Source organism: Ruegeria sp. CDSB022 (assembly GCF_059611145.1).
This window is the reverse complement of record NZ_JBXWOZ010000001.1, coordinates 1,029,444-1,055,704: the sequence shown is the minus strand read 5'-3', so window position 1 is coordinate 1,055,704 and position 26,261 is coordinate 1,029,444. Positions and strand designations below refer to the sequence as shown.

34 protein-coding genes and 1 tRNA gene are annotated in these 26,261 nt (G+C 56.7%); 18 read left to right on the top strand and 17 right to left on the bottom strand.

The genetic code is table 11. The features are described 5' to 3' along the window. Positions 1–213 precede the first annotated feature (213 nt). The 6 genes from AC2FIZ_RS05310 to ribD all read left to right on the top strand — a co-directional run bounded on the left by AC2FIZ_RS05310 (position 214) and on the right by ribD (position 3,798). Positions 214–654 (top strand): thiol-disulfide oxidoreductase DCC family protein, encoded by a 441-nt coding sequence (locus tag AC2FIZ_RS05310; RefSeq protein ID WP_282021544.1) that lies wholly within the window; start codon positions 214–216, stop codon positions 652–654. Continuing rightward, positions 597–1,199, top strand: coding sequence for a DUF4166 domain-containing protein (locus AC2FIZ_RS05305; protein WP_496790685.1), 603 nt, complete (start codon positions 597–599; stop codon positions 1,197–1,199). The genes AC2FIZ_RS05310 and AC2FIZ_RS05305 overlap by 58 nt, the downstream gene beginning before the upstream one ends. A 78-nt stretch (positions 1,200–1,277) precedes the next feature. Continuing rightward, entirely contained in the window at positions 1,278–1,676 is a 399-nt protein-coding gene (locus tag AC2FIZ_RS05300) for a hypothetical protein (protein ID WP_142634653.1), read from the top strand. A gap of 19 nt (positions 1,677–1,695) precedes the next feature. Further along, a complete protein-coding gene (locus AC2FIZ_RS05295) occupies positions 1,696–2,109 on the top strand; it encodes a secondary thiamine-phosphate synthase enzyme YjbQ (RefSeq protein ID WP_281972406.1) in 414 nt (137 codons plus the stop codon). Positions 2,110–2,230: 121 nt separating this feature from the next. Further along, positions 2,231–2,701: a transcriptional regulator NrdR gene (gene nrdR / locus AC2FIZ_RS05290; RefSeq protein WP_142634651.1), complete on the top strand. Its 471-nt coding sequence runs from the start codon at positions 2,231–2,233 to the stop codon at positions 2,699–2,701. Then, a complete protein-coding gene (gene ribD, locus AC2FIZ_RS05285) occupies positions 2,698–3,798 on the top strand; it encodes a bifunctional diaminohydroxyphosphoribosylaminopyrimidine deaminase/5-amino-6-(5-phosphoribosylamino)uracil reductase RibD (RefSeq protein WP_281972331.1) in 1,101 nt (366 codons plus the stop codon). Before nrdR ends, ribD begins: the two co-directional genes overlap by 4 nt. Here the strand turns inward: ribD and AC2FIZ_RS05280 are convergent. From AC2FIZ_RS05280 to AC2FIZ_RS05270, 3 genes are all read right to left on the bottom strand, one after another. Continuing rightward, positions 3,795–5,801: a capsule polysaccharide biogenesis protein gene (locus AC2FIZ_RS05280; RefSeq protein WP_496790684.1), complete on the bottom strand. Its 2,007-nt coding sequence runs from the start codon at positions 5,799–5,801 to the stop codon at positions 3,795–3,797. The genes ribD and AC2FIZ_RS05280 overlap by 4 nt on opposite strands. Further along, on the bottom strand, positions 5,801–6,934 hold the full coding sequence (locus AC2FIZ_RS05275) for a polysaccharide biosynthesis/export family protein (protein ID WP_496704911.1): 1,134 nt from the start codon (positions 6,932–6,934) through the stop codon (positions 5,801–5,803). The genes AC2FIZ_RS05280 and AC2FIZ_RS05275 overlap by 1 nt, the downstream gene beginning before the upstream one ends. Before the next feature lie 92 nt (positions 6,935–7,026). Then, the gene (locus tag AC2FIZ_RS05270) at positions 7,027–8,325 is read right to left on the bottom strand and encodes a capsule polysaccharide biogenesis protein (protein ID WP_281972328.1); all 1,299 of its coding nucleotides are present in this window, start codon (positions 8,323–8,325) and stop codon (positions 7,027–7,029) included. Between the two features lie 138 nt (positions 8,326–8,463). On the opposite strand from AC2FIZ_RS05270, the gene AC2FIZ_RS05265 reads away from it, so the two are divergent. The 5 genes from AC2FIZ_RS05265 to AC2FIZ_RS05245 all read left to right on the top strand — a co-directional run bounded on the left by AC2FIZ_RS05265 (position 8,464) and on the right by AC2FIZ_RS05245 (position 11,680). Next, a complete protein-coding gene (locus AC2FIZ_RS05265) occupies positions 8,464–9,051 on the top strand; it encodes a riboflavin synthase (RefSeq protein WP_142634640.1) in 588 nt (195 codons plus the stop codon). A 109-nt stretch (positions 9,052–9,160) separates the two neighbouring features. After that, a complete protein-coding gene (gene ribB, locus AC2FIZ_RS05260) occupies positions 9,161–10,282 on the top strand; it encodes a 3,4-dihydroxy-2-butanone-4-phosphate synthase (protein ID WP_281972327.1) in 1,122 nt (373 codons plus the stop codon). Between the two features lie 2 nt (positions 10,283–10,284). Further along, positions 10,285–10,836: a 6,7-dimethyl-8-ribityllumazine synthase gene (locus AC2FIZ_RS05255; protein ID WP_281972326.1), complete on the top strand. Its 552-nt coding sequence runs from the start codon at positions 10,285–10,287 to the stop codon at positions 10,834–10,836. Then, positions 10,833–11,315 carry a transcription antitermination factor NusB gene (gene nusB, locus AC2FIZ_RS05250; protein ID WP_142634634.1) on the top strand — a complete coding sequence of 161 codons (483 nt, stop codon included), beginning with the start codon at positions 10,833–10,835 and terminating at the stop codon, positions 11,313–11,315. The genes AC2FIZ_RS05255 and nusB overlap by 4 nt, the downstream gene beginning before the upstream one ends. Before the next feature lie 59 nt (positions 11,316–11,374). After that, on the top strand, positions 11,375–11,680 hold the full coding sequence (locus tag AC2FIZ_RS05245) for a hypothetical protein (protein WP_142634632.1): 306 nt from the start codon (positions 11,375–11,377) through the stop codon (positions 11,678–11,680). Positions 11,681–11,792: 112 nt separating this feature from the next. On the opposite strand, the gene AC2FIZ_RS05240 is transcribed toward AC2FIZ_RS05245, so the two are convergent. Continuing rightward, positions 11,793–12,620, bottom strand: a complete 828-nt coding sequence (locus AC2FIZ_RS05240) for a TauD/TfdA dioxygenase family protein (protein WP_496678226.1) — start codon at positions 12,618–12,620, stop codon at positions 11,793–11,795. A 90-nt stretch (positions 12,621–12,710) separates the two neighbouring features. Between AC2FIZ_RS05240 and AC2FIZ_RS05235 the strand changes: the two genes are divergently transcribed. Next, positions 12,711–13,607, top strand: coding sequence for a LysR family transcriptional regulator (locus AC2FIZ_RS05235; protein ID WP_496693323.1), 897 nt, complete (start codon positions 12,711–12,713; stop codon positions 13,605–13,607). A gap of 275 nt (positions 13,608–13,882) precedes the next feature. Here AC2FIZ_RS05235 and AC2FIZ_RS05230 read toward each other — a convergent pair whose 3' ends face one another. After that, positions 13,883–14,308 (bottom strand): SRPBCC family protein, encoded by a 426-nt coding sequence (locus tag AC2FIZ_RS05230; RefSeq protein WP_496790683.1) that lies wholly within the window; start codon positions 14,306–14,308, stop codon positions 13,883–13,885. Then, positions 14,305–14,625 carry an ArsR/SmtB family transcription factor gene (locus tag AC2FIZ_RS05225; protein ID WP_271946295.1) on the bottom strand — a complete coding sequence of 107 codons (321 nt, stop codon included), beginning with the start codon at positions 14,623–14,625 and terminating at the stop codon, positions 14,305–14,307. Before AC2FIZ_RS05225 ends, AC2FIZ_RS05230 begins: the two co-directional genes overlap by 4 nt. A gap of 113 nt (positions 14,626–14,738) precedes the next feature. Here AC2FIZ_RS05225 and AC2FIZ_RS05220 point away from each other — a divergent pair, with 113 nt between their 5' ends. After that, positions 14,739–15,170, top strand: coding sequence for an MmcB family DNA repair protein (locus AC2FIZ_RS05220; protein WP_281972321.1), 432 nt, complete (start codon positions 14,739–14,741; stop codon positions 15,168–15,170). 4 nt (positions 15,171–15,174) lie between these two features. Here the strand turns inward: AC2FIZ_RS05220 and AC2FIZ_RS05215 are convergent, their stop codons facing one another. Beyond that, positions 15,175–15,363 (bottom strand): DUF6324 family protein, encoded by a 189-nt coding sequence (locus AC2FIZ_RS05215; protein WP_496687475.1) that lies wholly within the window; start codon positions 15,361–15,363, stop codon positions 15,175–15,177. Between the two features lie 77 nt (positions 15,364–15,440). Between AC2FIZ_RS05215 and AC2FIZ_RS05210 the strand changes: the two genes are divergently transcribed. After that, a complete protein-coding gene (locus tag AC2FIZ_RS05210; protein WP_281972320.1) occupies positions 15,441–15,923 on the top strand; it encodes a GNAT family N-acetyltransferase in 483 nt (160 codons plus the stop codon). 47 nt (positions 15,924–15,970) lie between these two features. After that, positions 15,971–16,047: transfer RNA gene (locus AC2FIZ_RS05205), tRNA-His, on the top strand. Between the two features lie 149 nt (positions 16,048–16,196). Here the strand turns inward: AC2FIZ_RS05205 and AC2FIZ_RS05200 are convergent. The 10 genes from AC2FIZ_RS05200 to secG form a co-directional block, all read right to left on the bottom strand. After that, positions 16,197–17,003 (bottom strand): ABC transporter permease, encoded by an 807-nt coding sequence (locus tag AC2FIZ_RS05200; RefSeq protein WP_281972319.1) that lies wholly within the window; start codon positions 17,001–17,003, stop codon positions 16,197–16,199. Continuing rightward, positions 17,000–17,887: an ABC transporter permease gene (locus AC2FIZ_RS05195; RefSeq protein ID WP_142635158.1), complete on the bottom strand. Its 888-nt coding sequence runs from the start codon at positions 17,885–17,887 to the stop codon at positions 17,000–17,002. The genes AC2FIZ_RS05200 and AC2FIZ_RS05195 overlap by 4 nt, the downstream gene beginning before the upstream one ends. 72 nt (positions 17,888–17,959) lie before the next feature. Beyond that, a complete protein-coding gene (locus AC2FIZ_RS05190; RefSeq protein WP_271946303.1) occupies positions 17,960–18,673 on the bottom strand; it encodes a transporter substrate-binding domain-containing protein in 714 nt (237 codons plus the stop codon). Positions 18,674–18,706: 33 nt separating this feature from the next. Continuing rightward, positions 18,707–19,483: an ABC transporter ATP-binding protein gene (locus tag AC2FIZ_RS05185; RefSeq protein WP_271946306.1), complete on the bottom strand. Its 777-nt coding sequence runs from the start codon at positions 19,481–19,483 to the stop codon at positions 18,707–18,709. A gap of 146 nt (positions 19,484–19,629) precedes the next feature. Next, complete coding sequence (locus tag AC2FIZ_RS05180) at positions 19,630–20,361, bottom strand: phosphate/phosphite/phosphonate ABC transporter substrate-binding protein (RefSeq protein WP_281972317.1); 732 nt, start codon at positions 20,359–20,361, stop codon at positions 19,630–19,632. Further along, positions 20,358–20,795: a tellurite resistance TerB family protein gene (locus AC2FIZ_RS05175; RefSeq protein WP_496790681.1), complete on the bottom strand. Its 438-nt coding sequence runs from the start codon at positions 20,793–20,795 to the stop codon at positions 20,358–20,360. The genes AC2FIZ_RS05180 and AC2FIZ_RS05175 overlap by 4 nt, the downstream gene beginning before the upstream one ends. Positions 20,796–20,815: 20 nt before the next feature. Beyond that, positions 20,816–21,265 (bottom strand): tellurite resistance TerB family protein, encoded by a 450-nt coding sequence (locus AC2FIZ_RS05170; protein WP_142634606.1) that lies wholly within the window; start codon positions 21,263–21,265, stop codon positions 20,816–20,818. A gap of 103 nt (positions 21,266–21,368) precedes the next feature. After that, a complete protein-coding gene (locus AC2FIZ_RS05165; RefSeq protein WP_142634604.1) occupies positions 21,369–22,133 on the bottom strand; it encodes an isocitrate lyase/PEP mutase family protein in 765 nt (254 codons plus the stop codon). Positions 22,134–22,235: 102 nt separating this feature from the next. After that, positions 22,236–23,879, bottom strand: a complete 1,644-nt coding sequence (pyrG, locus tag AC2FIZ_RS05160) for a CTP synthase (protein WP_496790680.1) — start codon at positions 23,877–23,879, stop codon at positions 22,236–22,238. Between the two features lie 161 nt (positions 23,880–24,040). Further along, positions 24,041–24,406, bottom strand: a complete 366-nt coding sequence (gene secG, locus AC2FIZ_RS05155) for a preprotein translocase subunit SecG (RefSeq protein ID WP_142634600.1) — start codon at positions 24,404–24,406, stop codon at positions 24,041–24,043. 151 nt (positions 24,407–24,557) lie between these two features. Here secG and nthA point away from each other — a divergent pair, with 151 nt between their 5' ends. Genes nthA through AC2FIZ_RS05140 form a run of 3 tightly spaced genes read left to right on the top strand, consistent with a single transcriptional unit; the run spans position 24,558 to position 26,177 of the window. Further along, positions 24,558–25,172 (top strand): nitrile hydratase subunit alpha, encoded by a 615-nt coding sequence (nthA, locus tag AC2FIZ_RS05150; RefSeq protein ID WP_142634598.1) that lies wholly within the window; start codon positions 24,558–24,560, stop codon positions 25,170–25,172. Then, positions 25,169–25,849 (top strand): nitrile hydratase subunit beta, encoded by a 681-nt coding sequence (gene nthB, locus AC2FIZ_RS05145; RefSeq protein WP_281994810.1) that lies wholly within the window; start codon positions 25,169–25,171, stop codon positions 25,847–25,849. Before nthA ends, nthB begins: the two co-directional genes overlap by 4 nt. Continuing rightward, positions 25,842–26,177: a nitrile hydratase accessory protein gene (locus tag AC2FIZ_RS05140; protein ID WP_281994809.1), complete on the top strand. Its 336-nt coding sequence runs from the start codon at positions 25,842–25,844 to the stop codon at positions 26,175–26,177. The genes nthB and AC2FIZ_RS05140 overlap by 8 nt, the downstream gene beginning before the upstream one ends. The last annotated feature ends 84 nt before the right edge of the window (positions 26,178–26,261 follow it).

The following is a 26,261-nucleotide window of genomic DNA, read 5'->3' as shown; positions in this document are numbered from 1 at the left end:
TGGCACTTTTCAGCAAGGATATAGCAACGCAAAGGCATAGTTACCTCGTGTTGTCGGGTCAGCACCTTATTGGGATGAGGGTAGAGCTCCGGTCGTCTCAGACTAGCGATCGGTAGCTCCCCGGCACGTTTCATCTGAAAACCTACGTGTCGCATTGCGGATTTTACCCTTCAATGGCACGGTCCGGTTGTGGCGAAATTGATCTGGTATCCAATGCAAGACCGGGCGATCTCAGATGTGGGAACCGAGCAGAACCTCATCGTTTTTGATGGAGAATGCGTGCTGTGTTCTCGATTTTTCAGGTTCATGCTGTGGGCCGACACAAAGAAGCGGTTCAAGTTTGTAATTGCCCAGTCCCCCATAGGACAAAGCCTTTACCGGCAACTCGGCCTGCCCACCGACGAGTTTGAAACCAATCTTGTGATCGTTGACGGTGTTGTGCATCAGCGCTTGGATGCTTTTGCTGCTGCAATGCGCAGCTTACCCGCTTTGTGGCCTGTTCTGTCGGCCTGTCGATTTCTTCCGCGGTTTTTGAAGGATCCGCTTTATCATTTCATCGCGCGCCACCGATTTGCATTCTTTGGACGGTTCGAAACGTGCCTGGTTCCGGATTCATCCATGAAAGCGCAGTTCTTCCCCGGAGGGTATGCGTGAGGCCGGACCCATTTCTGCAGGCCCTTCCAGCCAATTCTGAGGTGCCGGATGCGGTCCGAAAATTCCACAGTGAAACGGCAGAGTTTACAGGACTATGCAGCATCCAAAGAGGAACCGGGTGGTTGACCTCTTTGTCATTGTGGTTGGATGGGTTTCCCCCCGGTGCAGATACTCAGACGGTCCGCATTCGAACCAAACTCAATGGCCAGGAATGGGAATGGTTCAGGGATTTTGGCGGGCATGAGACGCTGTCTCATCTGGTCTACGACGCAGACAGGCGGTGCGTGAAAGAGAGGATCGGAGGGCTGACCATCTGGATGCGCCCACAGGTTCGAGGTCAAAAGCTGCATTTGAACATCCTGCGCCTCACTCTATTGGGGGTGCCATGCCCAAACTTTCTTTTACCGCGTTCGGCGACGGTGGAATGGCAGGATGATCAAGGCCGGTTTCGGTTCGATGTTTCGGCAGAAATGCCGATGTTGGGTCAACTGATCCGATATCGGGGCTGGCTGATGCCGGTTCACGTAAATAGGAACAATGCCTGAATTGAACGTGAGGTGGCTTTGCCATGGCCGCCTGCAATCTACTTTAATATTTATCAAGAAACATGAGAGAGTAGCATTATGAAAAAAGTGATCACATCTGCGGTTCTGGCCGCCGCCACGTTGTTTGAACCGGGGGCGGTGACAGCAGCACCAAACGGTTTTCAGACTGTTGCAGTAAACGACAAAGTGTTTGAGGTGATCCCGCGCGCGCGCAGGGATGTGGATGGCTATTGGTGCGCTGCTGCAGATTTTGCTCGTCGCAGCTTGGGGGCAGGGTGGCAGCAGAATATCTATGTTGTGCGTGGATATGGCCCAAGCGAAGCCACCGGTCGCCGCACGGCGGTCCAATTCTCGTTGACCCCTCCAGCAAATGTCGAGCAGAGCACAAGCTTTGTTTCCATTGGTTTCCAGCCGGGGCAGAGCAGGTCCGTCCAGAACGCGAATGGCCTGTGTTTCCGGCAGCCAATTTTTGACTGAAGAAGGTAAGACTCGCGTTTTGCAGACCGAGTTTATCATTTCAACGCAGGGGCCGGGGCTGTATGAGTTCACCTCGGATATACGAGACTGGCTTGCCCCAAGCGGTTACGACGGATTGTTGACCCTGTTTGTACGCCATACCTCGTGTTCTCTGGCCATTCAGGAAAATGCGGACCCCGAGGTGCGGACAGATTTGCAGGCCTTTTTCGAACGTCTGGTCCCACCGGCGGATGATCCGTCGATGGCGTATTTAAGCCACACCTATGAGGGGCCAGACGATATGCCAGCACATATCAAAGCTGCGTTGCTGCCTGTGTCCTTGGGCATTCCTGTCGCCGCAGGGGTGCCCATGCTGGGGACATGGCAGGGCGTTTATCTGTTTGAACACCGGACCCAATCACACAACCGACGCGTCGCTGCGCATTTCGCGTGACCCCTTTATTTAGCGGTAAAAATTTCCGACTACCCAAATCCTAGAGGCTGCCCTATAGTTGTGGATAAGTGGGCCACAGCGCTTACTAAAAGAGGCGGAACAAGAGACGAGGAGACGGCGGATGCGCTGCCCGTTTTGCGGAAATATCGACACTCAGGTCAAAGATTCACGCCCGGCAGAGGATCATGTCGCGATCCGCAGGCGCCGTTTCTGCCCGGCTTGCGGCGGACGGTTCACCACCTATGAACGCGTTCAGTTACGCGATCTGGTTGTGATCAAAACCAATGGAAAACGCGAGGATTTCGATCGCGACAAGCTGGAACGTTCGATCCGTATCTCGATGCAGAAACGCCCGATTGATCCGGAACGTATCGATCAGATGATCTCGGGTATTGTGCGACGGCTGGAAAGCATGGGCGATACCGACATTCCGTCCAGCAAGATCGGTGAAATTGTTATGGAAGCTCTGGCGCGGATCGACACCGTTGCCTATGTTCGGTTTGCAAGCGTGTATAAGAATTTCCAGGCGGCCGATGATTTCGAGGAGTTTGTCCACGAACTGCGCCCGCCGCAGCCTTCGACGGACGAGTGAGCGAAACAGATAAGCGATATATGGCGCTGGCCCTTGACTTGGGGCGGCGCGGACAGGGGACGTGCTGGCCCAACCCATCCGTTGGCTGCGTACTCGTACAGGACGGGCGGATTGTTGGGCGTGGTTGGACGCAACCTGGCGGTCGGCCACATGCAGAAACCGAAGCGTTAAGACAGGCGGGATCGCAGGCGCGTGGCGCGACTGCTTATGTCTCGCTTGAACCCTGCGCCCATCACGGACAGACCCCGCCTTGCGCTCAGGCCTTGATTGAGGCCGGTGTGGCGCGTGTTGTTTCAGCCATCGAAGACAGTGATCCGCGTGTTGCCGGGCAGGGCTTTGCCATGCTGCGCGACGCTGGGATTGACGTGACAACCGGTGTTCTTGCGGATCAGGCGGCCCGCGACCACGCCGGTTTCTTTCTAAAGACCGAACAGGGCCGGCCATTTGTCACGCTTAAACTGGCCAGCAGTTTTGACGGGCGCATTGCGACCGAAAGCGGCCATAGTCAGTGGATTACGGGTCAGACCTCGCGGCGGGCTGTTCATGCCATGCGGGCAACGCATGATGCCGTTATGGTTGGGGCGGGTACAGCGCGTGTAGACGACCCCTCTCTGACAGTTCGGGATCTTGGGATTGAACGTCAGCCTGTGCGCGTCGTCGTTTCGCGCCATCTGGATATCCCGTTGATGGGTCAACTGGCACGCACCGCCTCGAAAGTTCCGGTGTGGTTGTGCCATGGTCCGTCACCGGATGCCGAACGTGCAAAAGCGTGGGAAGGACTGGGCGCAAGGCTTATCCCCTGCGCGTTACGCGATCATCACATCGATGCCGCTGACCTGTTGCTGCAGTTGGGGCAGGAGGGTTTGACCCGCGTCTTTTGCGAGGGCGGATCGTCCCTTGCCGCGTCGCTTTTGGCGGATGAACTGGTTGATGAGTTGATCGGCTTCAGTGCCGGGCTTGCGATTGGTGCCGAAGGTTTGCCTGCCATCGGGGGGCTTGGTATGGATCGTCTGGATGAGGCCCCACGGTTTGAACTGCTGGAGACCCGCATCATCGGTCAAGACGTGATGCATCGCTGGGCGCGGGCATTGCGCTAACGGCGCCAGAGATGCGCCTGTGTTGCGAAAACGCCCTGTAGTTTCGAGAGCAGTCTAAGGCCGGGGCCAGATCGGCTCTGGTAGCCGTCTGTCAGCCTTTCCAATACCACTTCCGGAGGGCAGGGCATGCCGGTGACAGGGTCCAGATACCTCGGGTAATCGATCAGTGCGGCATGGATCAATCCCAGCAGGGAGGGCCGTGCACCACGACGGGCGGGGACGGACCCCAAATCCTGCGTCAAACCCCAACCAGCATAAAAGGGTGCGCCGAGCGTTGTGACCGGCAATCCGCGCATCAGCGCCTCGAACCCTAGCAGAGAGGTCATGGTCCAGACCTCCTGAACCTCACCCAACAATGCGGCGGGATCGGTGTTCTTGACGATCAGGTCTGCTAGCCCCTCAGCTTCGGCCTCACCTTCACGCAGGCCAGCTTCGACATCGGGATGCGGTTTATAGATCAGAACGGCGGTCGGGTTCATCTCGCGGGCGGTGCGCAGAAGTTCGGTATTGGTGCGAACGGTGCTGGTTCCAAACAGGATCGAGGCATCGTCCTCGACCTGTCCGGGCACCAGAATGCGGTGACCTTTTTGCAAGTCCGGAACCGGGCCGCCGGTGTTATATTTGCTGACCGCTCCGGCGATAATCTGTGTCACCAACCGCTCGGCCCGCAATTCCTGATCCGGCCGCAGGGTCTCCCGCTTGGCGATCATCTCTTCCAGCCTGCTGGGTTTGGTCGGGTCGTAATAGATCCCAAGGTCATCCAGCGACAGCGACAGAGGCGGCACAAGGCTGGCCCCCAACCCACGGGACCGAACAAAGCCATCCTCGACCCGTGTGACGTTTTCCATATCACGGCCGTGCCGCGCCCAAACCATGTGGGGACGATCTGGGTTTTCGGGAACGTCAGGTGTGAATTTTACCTTTTTCTCGCGCCCAAACATGTGCTGCAGGTGCCTGCGTTTCCAAAGCCGCATCCCGGATGCCGTCCAGCCCTTGTGATCTTGTCGCCAGGCGCGGGTCAGACCTTCAAGCGTGTCCAGCACGGATTCGAATTCGCACAGCTGATCCCGATAGGGATCGTACCACTTGGGATAAAGAACCATGGTGGCGGCGAAGAGTTGCGCGCGCGTCAGGTTTCGTTGGCGTCTTGGGAAATGGGCTTCGTCTTGGGTAAGACCCCATCCGGCGTAAAACGGTTGGCCGAAGACGCGGGGTTTGTGACCGGCCAATATGGCCTCGAACCCAAGTTGCGAGGACAGGGTGTAGACGCCCACAGCACCCTCTAACAAGGTCCAGGGGCTGATGGCGCTGTGCTGAAAGGATACGCGGTCGGTCAGATCATCGGCAGAGTAATATCCGGGCCGGTGCCCTGCGATCGTGTCGGGGTGGGTTTTGATCAGAACGGTCGCGCCGGGGTTCTCCTCTTGCGCCATAACCAGCATCTCGCGGAACCGGGCCTCATCGCCGCCGCTTGCCCTTACAGAAGCATCGTCGCGTGCTTGATCGACAACCAGGACATACCCTGGGTCCGGCGCAGGGGTCGCGGGATCATAGGCGGAATACTTACTCAGATGCAGTTCGCGCAGCCGCGCCATCCCGCCACGTGCCCGGTTCAGCAGGGCCGTATTATCCAACGGGTCGGTCGCAAGAAGTGTTTCCAGATCCGAAGGCTGTGTTGGATCAAAATGCACACCGCTGCGATCAAGCAGCAGACCCAGCGGAGCCTCGCCACTGCGTCCTGAGTGCAGAGATCGCAGGAATGCATCCTCTACGCGCAAGATCGGAGCATTGTATTTGGTCGCTATTCGCAGTCCACGATGTGCCGTCGGGCTATTGCCCCAGATACCCACCAGATCCGACCCTTTGGGCGTGCCGATGCCGATATCATATCCGGTCAGTGACAGAATTCTCCGCACGCGCGCGGCTGTCAGAAATCCGCCATTATAGACCAAAAGACGACTGCGTTCGGCCTTGGCATACGTTCCTTGTGGAACGGAGGGCATCATCCGCCTGTCAGAGTCGTGACATTGGCAAGCGGGGTCAGGCCACCGGCGATCAACGAGATGGATTTGCTCCATTGCGCGTAAGGTGCTTCGGTGACGTAAATTGTGTCATCATCGCGGATGACAAAGTCACGGGCGATGAAAAGGCCATTGGGAGCTGTCAGGTTCAGCACGTAGATCATGCGCTGCTCTCCCTGCAGGTCCGGTTTTCCCATGACTGACCGGACAATGTCCTGCCGTTCCTTTCGTAGAACGAAAATACCGGTCGGGTCCGAAGACAGGGGCTGTAAGCCACCAACCTGTGCCAGCGCTTCCAGCGCGGACAGATCCTGACTGTCGAATGCCACGCGCGACTGACCGCCCGTCGCCCCCAAGGCGACATAGGACCGGTTGTCGGCTTCGACTAGAATGCGGTCGCCACCCCGCAGGGCAACGTCAAATTCCGGGTTGCGGAACAAGTCATTGTACCAGACCGTCCCTTTTTGATTGCCTCGGATCAGTGTCACCAGGGCGATATCGGACCCTTCGATCACGCCGCCAGCCCGTGTCAGCATTCCGGCCAGTGTGCGGGTTGGTCGTTCGATCGGATAGATCCCGGGTGCGGACAGGGTGCCCGATAGTGAGACGGTTGATCCGTCCCCGGCGATACGGCGCACTTCGACCTGAGGATCAGGGGTCTGGTCCTGGAGCTTTTCCGTGATCAACATGCGAAGCTGTTCCGGCGTGTTTCCGGCTGCGCGCAGGCGCCCGGCATAGGGAACAAAGATGAAGCCCTCGCTGTCGACCTGTACCTCTTCCAGGGATGTTGAGGCACCGGTCTCTCCGGATAACAGCCCGTCATCCACGTTTTCCCAGATTGTCAGGCCCAGTACATCACCCGGACGAACCGTGTCGGCGGTCAGGTTCTGAGCGCTACGGAAGGTTTGCGAGAACCCGTATTGAGGCACTGCGGACGTGACCTGCGCCACCCGGTCGTCAACCTCAACAACATAGGCGTTTCCACCTTTCGTGGTCGAACCGGCAAGGATTTCGGATTTGTTTGGGCCAGTTTTAGGTAGTTGGCACGCGGCCAGCAGGCCAAGAACGGCCACAAGGGTTACACCCCGTCCCCATCGGATTGGAAAGCGCTGCACTGCCGAATATCCTCGAACGTCTTGGTTTTGGTCTTTTGTTTCCAGCAGCGTACTTGTTTCCAACTGCAATCGCCAGCATCAAGAGGGGTGATTTACTCAACGATCCTCAACTGTGGCGTCCGCGCCTCTTTGTCGGTCAGCACGGATTGGTAGGGATCTTTCGCCCTTAGCATCATATCCACGGCGCGCCTAAGCAACTGTCGCCGCCCACGGCGTGAATAAAACCCGCCGGGGACTTGACTGGTTTCAAGCAGAAAACGCCTATAGCTTTGATAGGCTTCGGTATCGGGGATATCTGGATTGGAAAAGAAATCAGTGATCGGTTGGCTGGAAACGAATTCGGGCTTGTCATAGACCGATTTGCCAAAGGCGCGCAGAGGAATGCCGCGCCACAATACCTGCTGACCCGCAGTTGAATTGATCGTCACGGCCGAGCTCGCTTCGTTGAGCAATGTGGCCAGTTTGCCCCCGGGTACATAATGGACCCGATCAGCGATACCCAGTGTTTTGGCCAGTTTGCGTGCCACCTGGCGCAATGGTTCCCGATGATTTTCCAGCGGGTGTTCTTTGATGACCAGATGATGGTGCGTTGGTGCGCCATTTGCAAAACCGTGCAGTACCTGCTCAAGAAACTCGGACATGCAGTCAAAGTCCGAGTGTGACTGAACCGAACTGTCATGTCCCAGTTGCAGCAATGCCAAGTGATAGGGAAACCCGCCCCGCCGGACCCGCTCCGTCGCCATTCGCCTCCGGATTCTGTGGAACGGCATCATTGCCAGCCGTTTGAAATACAGCCTGAACTCTTTCGAAACCGGTAGGTCACGGTGGGTTCGAAAATTGCGATACTTGCCGTTCAGGAACAGAACAAACCAATGATACAGCGCGCCATAGAAAATATGCTGTCGCATATCACCCCAATGCGTCGGAGGGGGCGGCATCGGCGCATCAGTACGCTCCAGCGCTCGCTGCATCTGGGTAACTTCCAGATTCATCAGATGCGAATTGCCATTCGTACCTGTGCGTTCGTAGGTGACCCACCAGGGCCTCAGATACCCTTCTTCGAAAACATGAACAGTGATCCCGTGGGCGCGGGCGATGCGGATGGCTTGGGCGTGGATTGGACGCGTATCGCCATACAGGACAATGTCTGTCACCTCGCGGCCGACAACCAGGTCAACAAATTTTGCCGGCCAGTTTTCGGGTTTGCCAGCATAGGGAATAAAGCTGGCCTTATCAGACCAGAAAGCCTGATCCCCGGCGTTGAAACCCACGCGCCACACCTCGGAACCCGCTGCGCGCAGGATCTTACCAAGCGCGCCAAAAAACGGCCCGTGCGGTCCTTGCAGGAAAAGAAATACGCGTTTTTGCGCAGCGCCGTTGAGTGGTAACATTTCTGCTGCTCTTGTCGTTAGATGAGGAATTATGCCTGTTTGTCGTATTTGCGGCAACCTGGGGCTTGCCCGTAGGCGCGCTTACGCTTACCTCGACGGTGAGCGCTGGCATCAGGTTAGAAACAGAGGGTTAACGCAATGTTTACGGGGATCGTCACAGATATCGGCACCATCACCGAACTGGAGCAGCAAGGCGATCTGCGGGCGCGGATCAAAACCGCCTACAATACCCCGGGGATTGATATTGGTGCATCCATTGCCAGCGACGGCGTTTGCCTGACAGTCATCGCACTGGGCGAAGACTGGTATGATGTGCAAATCAGCGCGGAAACCGTTTCGAAAACAAACCTGGATCGCTGGACCGTCGGCAAACGCGTCAATCTGGAACGCGCGCTGAAGGTCGGAGATGAGTTGGGCGGTCATATCGTGTCTGGTCATGTTGATGGCGTCGCAGAAGTGGTCGCCGTTCTGGACGAGGGCGACAGCACGCGGGTAACCTTGCGCGCACCCAAAGATCTGGCTCGCTTCATTGCGCCCAAGGGATCAGTTGCGCTGAACGGTACTTCTTTGACCGTAAACGATGTGGACGGGTGCGATTTTGGTATCAACTTCATTCCGCACACCAAAGAGGTGACGACCTGGGGGGATGTCGGCATCGGCGACCGGGTCAATCTTGAGATCGACACGCTGGCTCGCTATGTCGCGCGCCTCGCTGAAATGTCCTAGTCCACAATTCAACGTCGCGTCTGACCGGAACGGTGCCGCATGCGGTCTGGTCTTTGACCGCGCGGTGGTCTATCCACCCGGTCAAACTTGGCATGTGAAAGGCTGCCCCATGAGCTTTGAAACTCCCGGACCGGTCGAGGCCCAGCTGCGCGCGGCAATCAGCCCGATCAAAGAGATCATCGACGAGGCGCGCAGAGGCCGGATGTATATCCTGGTTGATCACGAAGATCGCGAGAATGAGGGCGATCTGGTGATTGCCGCCGAGTTCGCTGATGCTGAGGCAATTAATTTCATGGCCACCCATGGTCGTGGCCTGATCTGCCTGCCGATGACGGCGGAACGGATTGACACGTTGGGTCTGCCGATGATGGCGGTGAACAACTCGTCACGTCATGAGACCGCGTTCACCGTGTCGATTGAAGCGCGCGAGGGAGTGTCGACTGGCATTTCCGCTGGTGACCGGGCGCTGACCGTGGCGACTGCGATCAACGAGCAAAACACGATGGTCCATATCGCCACGCCGGGTCACGTCTTCCCCTTGCGGGCCAAGCGGGGCGGGGTGCTGGTGCGCGCGGGCCATACCGAGGCCGCCGTTGATATCTCACGCCTGGCCGGGCTGAACCCGTCGGGCGTGATCTGCGAGATCATGAACCCTGACGGAACCATGGCGCGGCTGCCTGACCTGGTCGAATTCGCCAAGGAACACGGGTTGAAGATCGGCACGATCAGCGACTTGATCGCCTACCGGTCGCGCAATGACAATCTGGTGGTTGAGACATCTCGGGAAACCGTCACATCCGAATATGGCGGCGACTGGGAAATGCGGATTTTCACCGATCAGACCCATGGCATCGAACATGTCGTGATGGTCAAGGGTGACATCACCACGCCCGAGCCGGTTTTGACCCGGACCCATGCGCTGCACGAGGCGCCCGACATTCTGGGTCTTGGCCCGAAATCCTCACGTGAGCTGCCGCGCGCGATGGAAAAGATTGCGGATGAAGGGCGCGGCGTAGTCTGTCTGTTCCGCCAACCGCGCAACTCGCTCTATGCGGCTGAAGATGAGGGCCCGCGCACCATCAAACAAACCGGTCTGGGGGCGCAGATCCTGTCCAAGATGGGGATCCAGGAACTTGTGCTGCTGACCGACTCGCCGGAAACCGTTTATCTCGGGCTCGACGCTTTTGGCCTGTCCATTGTCGGGACCCGTTCTATCCTCAGGGAGGACTGATTGTGGCTGAACAAGACAAACACGGCGTGTTGCCGACACCGAGTTTCGACAAACCCGTCAAGCTGTTGATCGTTGTGGCCCCGTTCTATCGCGCCATCGCTGACAATCTGGTGGCTGGCGCAAAGGCCGAGATCGAAGGGGCAGGCGGCACCTGTGATGTGGTCGAAGTGCCCGGCGCCTTGGAAATCCCGACGGCTATCGCCATGGCGGACCGTCAGTGCAATTTTGACGGCTATGTCGCGCTGGGCTGTGTCATTCGCGGAGAGACCACGCATTACGAAACCGTCTGCAACGACTCCAGCCGTGCCATCCAACTGATGGGTCTGCAGGGGCTGTGCATCGGCAACGGTATCCTGACAGTCGAGAATGACGATCAGGCCGAAGTGCGCGCCAATCCGGAAAAAATGAATAAAGGGGGCGGGGCTGCCGCTGCGGCCTTGCATCTGATCGCGCTCAGCCGTAAGTGGGGCTCTTCCAAAAAGGGCGTCGGGTTCAAGCCGCCGTCCGAGTCCATCCTTGTGGCGGGCGACAGCAACGGATCCACGACAGCATGACCAAGACAGACGCGCCAAAACCGGCCAACCAGAAACGCCTGATGAAATCCGCCGCTCGGCTCTATGCCGTGCAGGCGCTGTTCCAGATGGAGCAATCGGGTCAGACAACCGATCAGGTTGTGACCGAGTTTCTGGATCACCGCTTTGGCGCCGTCTATGAGGGCGAGGAAATGCTGGACGGCGATATTCGCCTGTTCCGCAAGCTGGTTGAAGATGCGGTCAATTATCAGGCGCCGATCGATCAGATGACCGATCGTGCTTTGGTTGCCAAATGGCCGATTGCCCGGATCGACCCGACCCTGCGTGCGGCCTTCCGGGCCGCCGGAGCAGAGCTGACACAGAACGACACACCGCCCAAGGTGGTCATCACTGAATTCGTCGATGTGGCGCGGGCCTTCTTCCCCGAAGGTAAAGAGACCAAATTTGTCAACGCAGTGCTGGATCACATGGCGCACGAGGCCAAGCCCGAGGCGTTCTGACGCGTTTACACGGATCAAATATGCGTTAAACTGAATATTATAGCGCAATGAGGTCCGCCATGCCCAAACTGATCCGTTTGTATATCACGCAAGTGGCCTGGGGCTTTGCCATCTCGGCAATTTTTGTCGGGGTGCTTCTGGCCCTGAACGTCGCCAACCTGCGTCATCTGATTACTGGTTCTGATATCGGTCTGGTTGCTCTGGCGATGATCTGGTTCATGAACGGGATCGTCTTTGCCGGTGTACAGTTTGCCTATGCCATTATGAGCATGGCAGAAAAACCCGGCGGTCCGCGCGGTGGAACGCCGGTTTCTGTCAGGCTAAAGCCTGCCCTGATCAAACAAGAGGCACGTACAGGGCGTTAAGACACGTGACACGCCGGTTGAGGTGGACGCAGAGCTTGCCCGCCGTAATTGGTAGGTCAGGGCGTCAGTTTTAGTCTGACTGCGTTGTGTCTTTTCTCTGACAGGGTTCGGGTCATTCGGCAGACAAGGCGACACCCTCCACGGTAACCCTGTGCATCAATCGTCGAAATCCATGATAGTCATTGACCGCTTTGTGCCATGTGGCCCGATTGTCCCAGATGGTCATGTCGCCTGTTTGCCAACGAATGCGGCATTGGAACTCGGGTTGCTGGCAATGGTCATATAGCATTGCAAGGATGGCTGCTGATTCATCGGCGCTCAGGCCTTCGATTTGGGTTGTGAACACTGGATTCACATAAATACCGCGCCGCCCGCTGAGGGGGTGTTTTATGATCACAGGATGTCGCGCGTCTTGGGTGGCTGCCTGTGCATTGCTTAGCCGACCACTTTGCGCCGCTTCACTGTCCTGTGAGCTTGTTCCAAAAACGTGCCGAGACGAATGAACCGCCCAGAGCCCATCCAGAAAGCTCCGCATGGTAGGTGACAGCGCCTCATAAGCTGCACCCATCGAGACGAACAGTGTGTCGCCTCCAAAGGGCGGGGTTTCCAAAGCATGCAGGATAGACCCCATCGCCGGGATTTGGTCGTAGGAATGATCGGTATGCCAGCCCTCTCCGATGGCCTCTTTCTGATCCTTTTCCTTCAGCACCATAGCGATTTCTGGATGCCCATCGACCGGCCTGAAGAAGCGGTTGATGTTGATCGCGCCAAAGCGTTGGGCAAACGCCAGATGCTCATCCGGGCCGACATCCTGCGCTCTGAGTACGATGACAGAGTGCTGAGCAAAGGCCGTATGAATGGCGTCGAACTGGCTGCCGTCTCGGATATCGGCGCCGATGATCTCTGCGCCCACACCGCCGGTAAGTGGTCTGATGTCCATCTGCTTTCTCCCTGAATTTCAAACGCAGGGTAGCGCATTGCTAAAGGTCGAAAAAACTGATTTAAAATTTGTAAAAAGAAGATTTTATTGATGATACGTTTCACTTTGCGCCAGTTGTCGTTCTTCGCCGAGACGGCGCGATGTGGCGGTATCGCGCAGGCAGCCAGGAACCTGAATGTTTCGGCCGCCGCTATTTCATCGGCAATCGACAAACTCGAAGATGTCACTGGTTTGACGTTGTTTGATCGCTTTCCTGCACGCGGGATGAGGTTGACCCGCGTTGGCGCAGCCTTTTTGACGGATTCCGACGCGTTGCTGATGCAAGCAGGCGCGCTCGGCAATCGGGCCGCTGTGATGGCTGAGGGTAAAACAGGTTCTATTGTTATCGGGACGCATTATGCGATTGCGCAGAAGATCATTCTACCAGCTGTTCTGGCTTTTCGCCAAAGCCATCCCGGTATCCGCATCGAGGTTGTTGAGGATGATTTCCCGAACCTCGTTGCTGCGCTGGATGCCGGCGAGTTGGACGCGCTTGTGGTGTTTGATCAAGGGTTTGAACCCCGACGTCATCACGTTGAAGTACTTAAAGAACTGGCGCCTCTGGTTTTACTTCCGGCCTCGCACCCATTGGTGCATGCCGACAGCGTACAGCTTGAGCAGCTGACAGGCATGCCCTACATTGCAGTGTCGCGTTCCGGTCCGGGTCCAAGCTATCTTGACCTGTTGCAGGCCGCTGGGCTTGATCCAGAAGTGCCACTGATCTCGCAATCACGAGAGTTGGTGCATGCCTATGTTGGCAAAGGGCTTGGGTTCACGCTGGTTGGTTTTCCGCCAGAGGCGAGACGAACGATAGAAGGCGATGCGGTCGTCGCGCGTCCGCTGGCACAGGATATCGGGTATTTCAATGTTGTGATTGTGCAGCCCCGTGCCATTCGGCAACCCGAACCCGTAAAAGCATTTCTTGATGCCTGTCTGCTCCAGGTATGATTAGCGCGATCTGGTCCGCAGGTCAGAACCCAGAGCTCGTAAATCTGGCTATTTCCTGCCGGAGTTTGGATCGAGTGTGGCGGGACCACCAGTCAACCGTGCGGTTTGATTCCCGAGGACCTGTATGTACAGGTGGGCGCCAGGTAATCAGGCCAGGACCTGAACAGAGCCAGCCCCCTCGGAATTGCTTAAGGCCACCAGAATGCTACCAGTCACAAGAAGGGCAGAACCCGCCACGGGCCTAAGTAGGGCGTCCGGCGGGTTCGCACAAGGGGTCAGGCGTCAACAGTTTCGTGCAAGGACGCGCGCATCTTGCCAAAATGCTCGTCCCAGCCATTGTCCAGCGCCAGGATCAGGCCAAAGGCATCGGCACCTTGCGGCAGACCTTCGTGCAGCAGGTCCAGGCGTGTACCGCCCGCAACCGGTTCCAGCGTCCATTTCACGATGCTGACTGCGTCGCCCATTGGCTTAACCGTAAACGAATACTCCAGGTATGACGGCGGGCGCGCTTCGCGGACTTCTCCCCAGATCAGAAGGTCGCCACTGGTCGTTCCGAACATCTCCAGTTTTTGTCCTTGCGCCAGGGGGCGTTCGGGTTTGTGAAACCATTCCGCCAACCGGTCGGGTTCGGTCAGATAGGCCCAGACGGTCTCGGGCTCGGCCCTCAGGAAGATGGATTTCCTTAGAACGGCATCAGTCATTTTGATTTCCTTTCAACAGCTTCTTTAAGAGAGTTAAGGCGTTCATCCCAGAATTGATCAAAGTAGCTGAGCCAATCCAGAACAGGGGCCATGCCTTTTGGTTCAAGTCGGTTTATGCGTTCCCGGCCACGGGCTTCGACGGCAATCAGGCCGCCATCCGACAGCACGGTTAGGTGTTTCTTGACCGCCGCGCGGGTCATGTCGAAGCGATCAGTCAACTGAGCGATCGTCATGTCCTGCAGTGCTAACATCTGCACAATGTCCCTGCGGGTAGGGTCAGCCAGAGCGCGGAACGCGTTTTGAGTTTGGTTTTCCATATGCAACCTAAAGAGATACCATTTGGTTTCACATTAATGCAATACCAAATGGTACTAAGTCAAGCCGTATGGGCTCACTTTACATTTGTTCACTAATTGTTCACATTTGGGATATGACATTGGACCTGCAACCCGGACAAAGACTTGCACGTGGCGTCGCCCGTCACCTGACGGCGCATGGCTTTGTATCCGTTGAGGAATTCGTGCCTATACGCGGACTGCGGGTTGATGTGATGGGGCTGGGTCCTAAGGGTGAGCTTTGGGTGATCGAATGTAAATCAAGCCGCGCTGATTTCCAGTCGGATTCCAAATGGCAGGGCTATTTGGAGTGGTGTGATCGATTCTTCTGGGCAGTGGATACGGAGTTTCCGACCGAGCTGTTGCCTGCCGAGACCGGGTTGATCATTGCCGATGCTTATGACGCCGAGATCGTGCGTATGGCACCAGAGGACAAGATAGCTCCGGCCCGGCGGAAGAAGATGATCCAGAAATTTGCCACAGACGCGGCCCGTCGCTTGCAGTCTCTGAGAGATCCCAGAATTTGATAGGTCAGCCTTTTACTGCCCGTGCGGCATGCGCGGCGGCGCGGAGCTCGTCGGCAATCTCTTCGGCTTCTTCTGGATCGAAATCCATTGGAATCTCAAGGTTTTCTGCTTCGATGAATAGGCGCACCATCCCCTGATCTGTTGGTCCGATCTGCAAATTCGCCTGAATGTCACTTTCGGTATTGATGCTCATGTGTGCCTCCGGGGATGAGAGTTCGTGCTAGCGCGCAAAGGCTTGAGAATCAAGTTACCTTTGCGTTCAAATAGGGGATGCACTCTATTCAGATCAGACCCTTTGAAGCTTTGGACGCGCCGTGGTTGGTGGCTGTGCATGATCTTTTGTATTCACGAGACGAGGGTTTTGACGACTCTTTTGTCGTGTTGGTGAAAGAAATCCTCGATGATTTTATCACTGACCATGATGCCAAGCGCGAGCGTGGCTGGATTGCGGAATGTGACGGTAAACCTTTGGGCAGTATTTTCTGCGTTGCCCTGAGTGAAACGACCGCAAAACTGCGGTTGTTCTTACTGTTGCCCGAAGCGCGCGGGGTGGGTCTGGGAAAGCGGATGCTGGAGAGCTGCATGGGCTTTGCTCGCAGCGCCGGTTACACTGAAATGAGGCTGTGGACGCATGAAAGCCACAAGGCTGCCTGTGCGCTTTATGGGTCCACTGGGTGGCAGTTGATGGATAGCAAACCGGTCCATTCCTTCGGGGTTGATCTGGTCGAACAAAGCTGGAAAATTCAGCTTTAATCCTCTTGCATTCCGCGAACGCGTTCGATACATCGCCCTTCACAAGTGCCGCCTTAGCTCAGTTGGTTAGAGCGCTGGATTGTGGATCCAGAGGTCCCCTGTTCAAGCCAGGGAGGCGGTACCATCTCCCCGATTGCCAGAAAATTCCCAAGCTAGTTCCGCCCCTAGGCCGTCGCGCAAATCGAAGGGCTGCCTTTACTCAAAACGGTACCGACTTTTATTTGAGAAATTGTCTTTTCCGGGGATTGCAGCGGCTGCATCCCCGGATGGGCCTTAGCGTGCCAGATTCAGGCGAAAGCGCATCTTTGTTTTCCGTTCCGCAGGTAAATGACGGTTCAGATGCTTGTTCACTAGGCCGAACCCCCCAACGATCGCAAGCGTCAGTAAGATGAAATAGAAGGCAAGGATTGGATAGGCGACAAAGGGGTTGAACGTCTTATCCGCGAAATAGCTTGCGTAATACAGCGCATCGCCTCGTTGCTGCCAGGCGGGGAAGGCCGAGAAGAACACCAGCGTGGTGGCATGGAACAGAAAGATCGCCTCATTCGTGTAGGCGGGCCAGGCAAGCCGCAGCATGGTGGGCCAGACGATCCGCCGGAAGCGAGACCAGCCGGACATGCCATAAGCATCTGCAGCCTCGGTATCGCCCTTGGGAATGGATCGGAGCGCGCCAAAGAAAATTTCGGCTGAATAGGCGGCAGTGTTCAGAAACAGAACGATCAGCGCCCCAATCCAGGCCGACGTCAGAGAATCGAACATCGGATAGGATTTCTTCAGCGACAGGAAGAAGAAATAGGCAAAGAAAAACTGAATGAACAGCGGCGAACCACGAAAGATGAAAATGAACCATTCCGAAGGTTTGCGCAGCCAGAAACTGGGTGAAGCTTTGCCAAGCGCCAGTGCTGTGGCAAGGAAAAACCCGGTCGCAAGCGCCATGACTCCGAAATAGATATTCCAGATCATACCAGACCCGATCAGGGTAAAGTGCTCACATAAGGTAAAGTCGGATTTTGGCAGCAGACGCTCGCCATATCCAAGAGATCGCAGGCCGTAGTCCTGAATGGTCTGCAAGCAGCTCATGCGGTGGTCTCCTTGCGCAGCAATTCTCCGGCGGCGGTGGCCTGTCCGTGGGACAGCCGGCGCATCAGGCGTTCAAGCCCGATCTCGGACATACGGGTGAAGCCAAGGTAGAAAACCAGCAGGAACAGGAAATACCACATGCGCCAGTCACCGTGTGGGTATTGCGTAAACTTCGGAGTCTTGGTGCTGCCCAGTTCGCGGGCCCAGTACACGATATCTTCGATGCCCAGAAGGAACAGCAACGGCGTGGCCTTGATCAGAACCATCCAGAGATTGCTGAGACCGGGCAGGGCATAAACCCACATCTGAGGCACAAGGATTTTCCAGAAAGTCTGGCGACGGGACATCCCATAGGCTTCGGCGGTTTCCAGCTGTGTATAGGGTACGGCCCGCATGCCGCCGAACAGAACATTGGCGGCGAAAGCACCGAAAACAATAGAGAAAGTGATGACAGCCAGAAAGAACCCATAGGTTTCGTGCACCCATTCCGGCGAGGTGCCCAGTGGCAGTTTGGCAGATTGGCAGACGATAAAGTCGTTGCCCTGTCGGATCGAATCCGTCCAGTCCGGGCAGAGAATTTGATGCCGCGTCCATTCGAATGCCTGATCCAAAGCAATCACGAAGAACATGAAAAAGGCGATATCCGGCACGCCGCGCACGATGGCGATATAACCCTTACCCAGCCAACTGACCGGCAGAACGTGCGAACGGGCAGCCATGGCCCCGACGAACCCGAAACCCAGCGCTACGGGCGCCGTCACGGCAAGCAGAGCCAGTACCTTGAGGAAGGACAGGTAAAAGGACCAATGCACACCATTGGTCAGATAGCACGAGAACCAACGGAAGGTTCCCAGCGTGTCGGGGTCAGTGCAGAACGAAAAAATGGCGGGCCTCTTCAGGTGGTAAAGGCGCTGGGGCGGCGCGCCCGTAGACTGGGGCACGCCGCCGGATCAGAATTAGAAGGTCGAAGACACTTCCCATTTGGTGATCAGCTCGTTCAGGCTGCCGTCATCCTTCATGGATTGGATGGCTGCGTTGAGCTTTTCTTTCAGCTCACCGTCGGATTCACGGACGCCAATGCCGACGCCACCACCCAGCGGAACCTCATCGGCCACAAAGCGCAGATCTGCGTCTTCGTCGACGATCGGGGCAAGGAAGGATTTGTCGGCCAGAACCGCATCGGCCTCACCGTTGCGTACGGCAGCGATGGTTTCCTCGGGGCTGGCGAACTCGACCAGGGTCGCGCCGGATTCGGCGATATAGCCAGCCTGAATGGTGCCAGTTTGTGCGGCGACCACACCACCTGCAACATCGGCGTCATCCGACATTGCAACATAGGCGGAGGGATCCGGTGGTGTGTAGTTCTGGGTAAAGTCGATGACCTCGTCACGCTCGTCGGTGATCGACATACCAGCGATGATCACATCGTAGTTGCCCGAGACCAGGTTCGGAATGATCGAATCCCAGTCGTTCTTGACCCACTCGCAGGTCAGGTCTGCGCGTTTGCACAGCTCGTCGCCCAGCTCGCGCTCAAAGCCGTCAATCTCACCTGCGTCATTGACGAAGTTCCAAGGTGCATAGGCGCCCTCGGTCCCCATCCGGATGGTGTCTGCCATAGCCATGCCTGCGCTCAGCGCAAGGGCCGCAGTGGTCAGGATCAGTTTTTTCATTGGATACTCCCCAGTTTTGGTTCTGATCTGAAGTTATGCCGCCTGAGTGGCGGAAAGAAAGCCCTGAAGCCGTGGAGATTCAGGGGTAGTAAAGAGATCTTCAGGCAGGCCTTCTTCTTCGATGAGGCCCTGGTGAAGGAAAACGACATGGCTAGAGATATCAGCGGCCATTTTCATGTCGTGGGTCACAATGATCATGGTGCGGCCTTCTGCAGCCAGGTCTTTGATCACCTTGATCACTTCTTGTTCCAATTCGGGGTCCAGCGCCGACGTGGGCTCGTCAAACAAAAGCGCCTCGGGCTCCATGCACAGCCCCCGCGCGATCGCGGCACGCTGTTGCTGGCCACCAGACAACTGTGCGGGGTAGGCGTCGCACTTGTCGCCAATACCAACTTTTTCAAGGTATCTGCGTGCGCTGTCTTCAACTTCTTTTTTGTCACGGCCCAATACCGTTACAGGTGCTTCCATCACGTTCTGCAGGATGGTCAAATGAGCCCACAGGTTGAACTGTTGGAAAACCATCGACAGGTTTGTGCGAATGCGCAGAACCTGTTTCGCATCAGCAGGCCGGCGCGTGTGGCTGTTACCGGACCAACGAACAGGTTCACCCTTGAAAAGGATTTCGCCCTGCTGGCTGTCTTCCAACAGGTTGCAGCACCGCAATAAAGTGGATTTCCCAGACCCCGAGGACCCAATCAAAGATACGACATCGCCCCGTCTGGCAGTGATATCCACGCCCTTCAGCACTTCCAGATTGCCGAAACTCTTGTGTAGGTTCTTGATCTCAATGACGGGAGTTGAATCTGTCACGGTTGGTCCAGGTGTTATTGGTGTTGGTGCGGTACTAGGGCTTAAAAATCAGCTCAATGCAATGCGCAAATGACAGAGTAAGTGGGTGATTCCGTCAATTTGACGAAGCGTTCTGGTCAATTTGATCATGAATTATCCATCGCAGTTTACAATTTCGACGGATTTGGGACGCGCAGATAATCTTTGGCAGGAATAGAGATCAGGTCATGCAGGTGCAGAAGGTTCCGATCTTGCGGTGACATGGTTTGAATCGCGTTGCGAACTGCGCGTGCGATCTGAGCGGCGTCCTGATCCTTCGCTGTGATATAAGGTAGCGCGGGGGTTGGGGTTGTTTCGGCGACCTCACGCAGAGCTTCTGGAAGGTCGGAATGGACCTTCAGCATCTCCCATGTCAGCGCATCCAGCGCGGCATAATCGGCACGGCCCTCGGAAATGGCTTGAGCAGACAGCGCATGACCACCGGATTGCAGAACCGACGATGGTGTTCGGTGGTATCGTTCAAGGTGAACCATTGGGGCGGCCCATCCGGATTGCGACAGCGGTTCATTATAGGCAAAAACACCATCGGCCAATTCATCAAGATCGCGGGGGTCGTGGCGGCGGGCTACAAAAACTGACCGGTAATGGCCAGGTGGGCAGCCAGGCAACGCGTAATCCGGCGTTCCAACCAACTGCACCTTGCCATGCAACCGGGTGCGATAGGGCATGCCGCAGGTCTGGGCAAAAACCAGATCCGGGTCCAACCAGACATCCCAGACATCCCGGTCTCGGTTTAGGTTTGCGGGGCCATAGCCAAGGTAATCCCGAATCGATGCCCAAAACCGATCATTCGCAGGGCGCAGCGCAGGCATGTCGTACATGCCCAGCGTGGCTATCAAGATTTGGCAGCCTTTTGACGGGCCATTGCAGAGTCGACATCACTGATGCCCAGCAGGCTGACGACCAGTCGCAGTAAGGAATCCTCTTCACCCGTGCGGTGCCCATCCGCCAGAGCGACCGACCACAAGGCCTGAACGACTGCCAGGCGGTCGTCATAGGCAACGGCCTCTTTGATTGCGCGAGTGAACCGTACGGTGTCCGGTGCTTCGGCCTCGAGATCTTCGGCGCGGGCGCGCAGGCCGGCGGCTTCGAACGGGGATAGGTCATAGCGTTCAATCGAAATCCGGTCGATTCGCGCCATTTCACTGTCGGCATAGTCGTTGTCAGATCGGGCAACGCGCACCAGCAGGGCCGTCAAGGCCAGTCGAGCATCGTCATCGGTGAAAGGGGCGGGCTGAGGCTGGGTCAGTCGAGACAGAAAATCAATAAACATGAGACAGGTATAGAGAGGCCTTACGCCTCTTCCAAGCGTCTTTGCACACGCTTTCTGGCGGTCTTGCTGTCGTTAAAGCTCAGACCCATGGCGATGCGGGCTTCTTCGACGATTTTCATCTCGCCCTCATCTGTATTCCCGTCGGCCAGAACCACCTCCCAGAGGGCATCCAAAGCGGCCAAGCGCTCGTGCAGGTCCGTGGTTTCCCGGATCAGCTTACCGAACGTGTCCGTTTCCGGTGCGGCTGCGTGCAGTTTCTCGCAGGTGGCGCGGACCTTTGCGGCTTCGATCGCATTATGTTGATAAAGTCGGGCGAGGATACGGTCGATCAGGCTGATCTCTTCCAGCTTATAATCCCTGTCCGCTTGTGCAACGCGCACCATAAGCGCCCCGAGTGCAAGTTCAGCGTCTGGGTCGGGCAGATTGTCGTGTTGTGGCGGGCGGAAAGCCTGAAAGAGTTTTTTCAACATGGTCAGAGATTATTCCATATTTGATAACCCGCCAAGCACGGACTATCGCGCAAGGCTCAGAATGATCAAAAGACCGCCTGCTACAGCCGGATAGCGCGCTGGGTCAGAGTACCTTTCGCGCTTCGTCTTGCAGCCAGGCCAGCATTTTCCGATAGGGTACAGGGCCATAGCTTATACGCGCGACTCCCAGCCCAGCCAAAGTGGCGGTGTCCGGTGTGCCGGGTAATGCTATGATATTTAGCGGCAGGTCGATTGACTCTACTAACCGGGCAATCATGGCCTGATCCCGTAGGCCGGGGGCGAAGAATCCGCTGGCCCCTGCATCTGAATAGGCTTGTGCTCGGACCATTGCCTCTTCCAGCATCGCATCATCATGGGTTTCGGGCTGCGCCTTCAGGAAAATGTCGGTCCGCGCGTTGATAAACGCAGGAACGCCCGCCGCATCGCAACCTTCACGCATCGCGCTGACACGGGCGGCCTGAGTTTCAATATCGTACAACTCATTTGATCCGATGATCTGGTCTTCGAAGTTGAAGCCGACAACGCCGGATTCAAGGGCCAGCCTGACATTGGCAGAGATACCCTGAGCATCAGCCGCATACGCACCTTCGAAATCCAGAGTAACCGGAAGATCAACGGATTCGACAATCCGGCGAGCATTGTCCAGCGCGGCCTGCATCGGGATGTTTTGGCCGTCGCTGAACCCTTGTGCCATCGCAACAGGAGCGCTTCCAGTGGCAATGGCTTGGGCGCCAGCGTCGCGCACGGCACCGGCACTGCCAGCATCCCAGATATTGTACAGGATAACCGGTTCGCCCTTTTTGTGCAGGGCCGCGAATGTCAGTGCATTGGTGATCTGATCGGTCATGGACGGTCTCCTATCTCTGAGTTGCGGACAGTTAACCGTGCAAAGGGTCAGCGCGTACAGTCTTTTCGCGCTGACCGATACAATCTGCTTTCGTGCCTGGTGTCAGACCAGACGCGAGGTGTCCTTGGCAGCGCGCACAAAGTCGCGGAACAAAGGATGCGGGTCGAACGGCTTTGATTTCAGCTCGGGGTGGTACTGGACCCCAATGAACCACGGATGATCCGACCACTCGACGATTTCTGGCAACCGGCCGTCGGGGGACATGCCTGAGAAATTGAGACCAGCTTTTTCCAGCTTGTCGCGGTATTTGATGTCCACTTCATAGCGGTGGCGGTGGCGCTCTTCGATGGCGGTACCGCCATAGACATCGGCCACTTTTGACCCTTCGGCCAGAACTGCGTCATAGGCTCCCAGGCGCATGGTGCCGCCCTTGTCATCACCGACTTTGCGTTCGACCTTGTGATTGCCCTGCACCCATTCTTTCAGGTGATAGACCACCGGTTCGAAACGCTTTTTACCGGATTCATGGTCGAATTCCTCGGACCCGGCCTCTTTGATGCCAGCGGCATTTCGCGCGGCCTCAATTACGGCCATCTGCATGCCCAGGCAGATACCCAGGTAGGGCACTTTATGTTCGCGGGCGTATTGCGCAGCCTTGATTTTGCCTTCGGTACCGCGCTCACCGAATCCGCCGGGCACGAGGATCGCGTGGAAGCCTTCCAGATGCGGGGCGGCCTCTTCGGTATCGAATACCTCGGCATCGACCCATTCGACCTTGACGCGGACACGGTTGGCCATCCCGCCATGGGTCAGCGCCTCGGCTATCGACTTATAGGCGTCTTCCAACTGGGTGTACTTACCGACGATGGCGACCTTCACTTCGCCCTCGGCATTGTGGATGCGATCACTGACGTCTTCCCATTTGGTCAGATCGGGCTTGGGGGCAGGGCTGATCTGGAAGGCATCCAGAACCGCCTGATCCAGTCCCTCGCGGTGGTAGGCGAGCGGAGCATCGTAGATGGTGCTGAGGTCCTGCGCAGCAATCACGCTATCGGGGCGGACGTTACAGAACAAAGCCAGCTTTTCACGTTCCTTCGTCGGGATCGGGCCTTCGGACCGGCAGACCAGAATGTCGGGGGCGAGACCGATCGAACGCAGCTCTTTCACCGAGTGCTGGGTTGGCTTGGTTTTCAATTCGCCCGAGGCTTTGATGTAGGGCAGCAGGGTCAAGTGCATGAACAGGCATTGGCCGCGTGGTTTGTCCTGGCTGAATTGGCGGATGGCCTCAAAGAAGGGCAGGCCTTCGATATCGCCCACGGTGCCGCCGATCTCGCACAGCATGAAATCGACTTCATCCTCGCCTATGGCGATGAAATCCTTGATCTCATTGGTGACGTGCGGGATCACCTGAATGGTTTTGCCCAGGTAATCGCCGCGGCGTTCTTTTTCCAGCACGTTGGAATAAATCCGCCCGGAACTGACCGAGTCGGTTTTGCGCGCGGCGACGCCGGTAAAACGTTCATAATGGCCAAGGTCCAGATCGGTTTCTGCCCCGTCATCTGTAACGAACACTTCGCCATGCTCAAAAGGCGACATGGTGCCCGGATCGACATTCAGATAGGGGTCCAGCTTGCGCAGACGCACCGAATATCCGCGGGCCTGCAACAACGCGCCCAAAGCCGCCGAAGCCAATCCTTTGCCCAAGGATGAAACCACACCACCAGTGATGAAAATAAAACGCGCCATGTTTTTCGGCTGCTCCCCGTGAGACGTCAATATCAGCTGCCCGGCGGTTCAAGAAAAACCGCTGCATCACGGGACTTCACGTATAAAGGATTCGCGCCAATAGCGCAAGAGAACCGCAAGATGCTGTTGCAGTTCTCTTTTCTGTTTCTAGGTTTTGTGTGTCAGTTGGCCTGCGGGATCAAAGGCGCGTTGTCACCCTGTGCCGGAGGCAACAGGTCATCCGCCGACGGAATTGCCGGTGTGCTTTCTTCGGTCGCGGCCGGTGCCTGTGTCCCAATCCGGTCGAGCACAGAGCTGCCCGAGGATTTTTGTGCCGCCAGAATGGTCAGTGTGATCGAAGTGACGATAAAGCACGCGGCTAAAATCCAGGTCACCTTGCCCAATGCTGTTGCAGCCGACCGGCCAGCCATGGCACCGCCTCCGCCGCCACCCATGCCAAGGCCGCCGCCTTCGGACCGCTGCATCAGGACGACGGCGATCAGGCCCAAAGCCAGAAGAAGATGGATAATGAGAACGACGTTTTCCATGGTGGTCCTGTACAGCGTGGCGTGTATCGCGAGGTACTTATGCAAGTTTGGTTCCGGGGGCAAGTCACGAGTTACCATCACGCCAAGTGATCTTCGGGATCACAGCAAAGAGACTGGACAGGCAAGGGGATGGTAAAGCAGGCTGCGACCCATGCCACATGACGATCCCGACCATCCGCACGCCTTATTGCCGCCTGAACCCGCCCTTCGCGTCAAGGCGCTGGAAACGATTCTGACCCGCAAGGGGCTGATCGACCCGGCCGCTTTGGATGAGATCATCGACACTTACCAAAACAAGATTGGCCCGCAGAACGGTGCCCGGGTTGTTGCCAAAGCCTGGACTGACCCGGCCTTTAAGGCAGCACTGCTTAAGGATGCAACGCCCGAGGTGACAAAGCTTGGTTTTTACGGTCGGCAAGGTGAACATATCGTTGTTGTCGAAAATACCCCTGATCTCCACAACATGGTCGTTTGCACGCTGTGCAGTTGCTACCCATGGCCTTTGTTGGGGATTCCACCGGGGTGGTATAAATCGGATGCCTATCGTGCGCGGGCCGTGCGTGAGCCGCGTAAAATTTTGTCAGAGTTCGGAGTTTCTCTGGCGGATGAAACAGCCGTGCGGGTTTGGGATTCAACGGCCGAGATACGCTATCTTGTTCTACCCATGCGCCCCGATGGCACCGATGGGATGACCGAAGACGACCTGACCGCGCTTGTGACCCGTGACAGTATGATCGGAACCGGCCTGCCAAAGGTGCCGTCATGACCCGCGTTCACGATATGGGAGGACGGTTCGGCGACGGTCCGGTGATCCCCGAATCCCAAGATGCAGTGATTTTCCCAGAAGAATGGCACGGGCGCGCATTGGCACTGACATTGGCTGCCGGGTTTCTGGGACAATGGAATATCGACATCTCGCGCCATGCACGCGAACGACTGTCGCCCAAAGACTATGCACGATTCTCTTACTACGAAAAATGGGTGTCAGCACTTGCAGATCTGTTGGTAGAGCAGGGGGTCCTGACATTGGAAGACCTTCTGGGCCAAGGAACGGATGCTTCACATCCTTTGGCTTCCCGCGCGCTGACAGCCGGGGCGGTTGAGGGCGCACTGTCCAAAGGCGGTCCGGCTGATCGACCCTCGAATATCGCGGTGCAGTTTGATCCCGGCCAAAAGGTGCGTACAGTACGACCGGCTGCCAACCGCCTGAAAAACGGTGGTCATACCAGATTGCCATCTTACGCTTCTGGCGCTTGCGGTCGGATATTACGCCTGCATGGGACGCATGTTTTGCCGGATTCCAATGCTCATGGTCTGGGAGAGGCACCTGAACCATTATATGCGGTTGCATTCCCGGCCTCGGAGCTTTGGGCCGATCCCGAGAACCGAAATGACGAGGTCATATTAGATCTGTGGCAAAGCTATCTGGTGCCCGATGAGTGAGTGTAACGCACAGCCATTACCCGAGTTGGCATTCGCAGAGCCCTGGCATGCACAGGTCTTTGCGGTCACTGTCGCGCTGAATGAAGCGGGACGATTCGAATGGTCGGAATGGGCCGATCGATTTTCGAAGATGCTAAAACGCCATGGTCTGAGCAAAGAGCTGAATGGTGGCAACGACTATTTCCATGCCTGGCTGGAAACACTCGAGGCCTATTTAGCCGAAATGGGTGACGCGAACCCAAGTGATGTCGCTGCAGTCTCGTTGGATTGGGAGGAGGCCTATCTGACGACTCCACATGGTGAACCCGTTCATTTGTCGAATGGCTAGAAAGGGGGCGCTGCCCCCACCGCGGCAAGCCGCGACTCCCCCGAGGTATTTTGAGCCAGATGAAGCAAGGGATCCTCTCTTCAT

What these genes read in the sequence shown, in the direction of transcription:
- ribB (WP_281972327.1), top strand. Translation starts at nt 9,161, where the DNA reads ATGAGCTTTGAAACTCCCGGACCGGTCGAGGCCCAGCTGCGCGCGGCA.
- nthA (WP_142634598.1), top strand. Translation starts at nt 24,558, where the DNA reads ATGCCACATGACGATCCCGACCATCCGCACGCCTTATTGCCGCCTGAA.
- AC2FIZ_RS05165 (WP_142634604.1), bottom strand. Translation starts at nt 22,133, where the DNA reads ATGACCGATCAGATCACCAATGCACTGACATTCGCGGCCCTGCACAAA.
- AC2FIZ_RS05265 (WP_142634640.1), top strand. Translation starts at nt 8,464, where the DNA reads ATGTTTACGGGGATCGTCACAGATATCGGCACCATCACCGAACTGGAG.
- AC2FIZ_RS05225 (WP_271946295.1), bottom strand. Translation starts at nt 14,625, where the DNA reads ATGGAAAACCAAACTCAAAACGCGTTCCGCGCTCTGGCTGACCCTACC.
- AC2FIZ_RS05300 (WP_142634653.1), top strand. Translation starts at nt 1,278, where the DNA reads ATGAAAAAAGTGATCACATCTGCGGTTCTGGCCGCCGCCACGTTGTTT.
- AC2FIZ_RS05210 (WP_281972320.1), top strand. Translation starts at nt 15,441, where the DNA reads ATGCACTCTATTCAGATCAGACCCTTTGAAGCTTTGGACGCGCCGTGG.
- AC2FIZ_RS05175 (WP_496790681.1), bottom strand. Translation starts at nt 20,795, where the DNA reads ATGTTTATTGATTTTCTGTCTCGACTGACCCAGCCTCAGCCCGCCCCT.
- AC2FIZ_RS05200 (WP_281972319.1), bottom strand. Translation starts at nt 17,003, where the DNA reads ATGAGCTGCTTGCAGACCATTCAGGACTACGGCCTGCGATCTCTTGGA.
- pyrG (WP_496790680.1), bottom strand. Translation starts at nt 23,879, where the DNA reads ATGGCGCGTTTTATTTTCATCACTGGTGGTGTGGTTTCATCCTTGGGC.
- nusB (WP_142634634.1), top strand. Translation starts at nt 10,833, where the DNA reads ATGACCAAGACAGACGCGCCAAAACCGGCCAACCAGAAACGCCTGATG.
- secG (WP_142634600.1), bottom strand. Translation starts at nt 24,406, where the DNA reads ATGGAAAACGTCGTTCTCATTATCCATCTTCTTCTGGCTTTGGGCCTG.
- AC2FIZ_RS05310 (WP_282021544.1), top strand. Translation starts at nt 214, where the DNA reads ATGCAAGACCGGGCGATCTCAGATGTGGGAACCGAGCAGAACCTCATC.
- AC2FIZ_RS05230 (WP_496790683.1), bottom strand. Translation starts at nt 14,308, where the DNA reads ATGACTGATGCCGTTCTAAGGAAATCCATCTTCCTGAGGGCCGAGCCC.
- AC2FIZ_RS05270 (WP_281972328.1), bottom strand. Translation starts at nt 8,325, where the DNA reads ATGTTACCACTCAACGGCGCTGCGCAAAAACGCGTATTTCTTTTCCTG.
- AC2FIZ_RS05170 (WP_142634606.1), bottom strand. Translation starts at nt 21,265, where the DNA reads ATGTTGAAAAAACTCTTTCAGGCTTTCCGCCCGCCACAACACGACAAT.
- AC2FIZ_RS05280 (WP_496790684.1), bottom strand. Translation starts at nt 5,801, where the DNA reads ATGCCCTCCGTTCCACAAGGAACGTATGCCAAGGCCGAACGCAGTCGT.
- nthB (WP_281994810.1), top strand. Translation starts at nt 25,169, where the DNA reads ATGACCCGCGTTCACGATATGGGAGGACGGTTCGGCGACGGTCCGGTG.
- nrdR (WP_142634651.1), top strand. Translation starts at nt 2,231, where the DNA reads ATGCGCTGCCCGTTTTGCGGAAATATCGACACTCAGGTCAAAGATTCA.
- AC2FIZ_RS05140 (WP_281994809.1), top strand. Translation starts at nt 25,842, where the DNA reads ATGAGTGAGTGTAACGCACAGCCATTACCCGAGTTGGCATTCGCAGAG.
- AC2FIZ_RS05240 (WP_496678226.1), bottom strand. Translation starts at nt 12,620, where the DNA reads ATGGACATCAGACCACTTACCGGCGGTGTGGGCGCAGAGATCATCGGC.
- AC2FIZ_RS05190 (WP_271946303.1), bottom strand. Translation starts at nt 18,673, where the DNA reads ATGAAAAAACTGATCCTGACCACTGCGGCCCTTGCGCTGAGCGCAGGC.
- AC2FIZ_RS05235 (WP_496693323.1), top strand. Translation starts at nt 12,711, where the DNA reads ATGATACGTTTCACTTTGCGCCAGTTGTCGTTCTTCGCCGAGACGGCG.
- AC2FIZ_RS05220 (WP_281972321.1), top strand. Translation starts at nt 14,739, where the DNA reads ATGACATTGGACCTGCAACCCGGACAAAGACTTGCACGTGGCGTCGCC.
- AC2FIZ_RS05215 (WP_496687475.1), bottom strand. Translation starts at nt 15,363, where the DNA reads ATGAGCATCAATACCGAAAGTGACATTCAGGCGAATTTGCAGATCGGA.
- AC2FIZ_RS05245 (WP_142634632.1), top strand. Translation starts at nt 11,375, where the DNA reads ATGCCCAAACTGATCCGTTTGTATATCACGCAAGTGGCCTGGGGCTTT.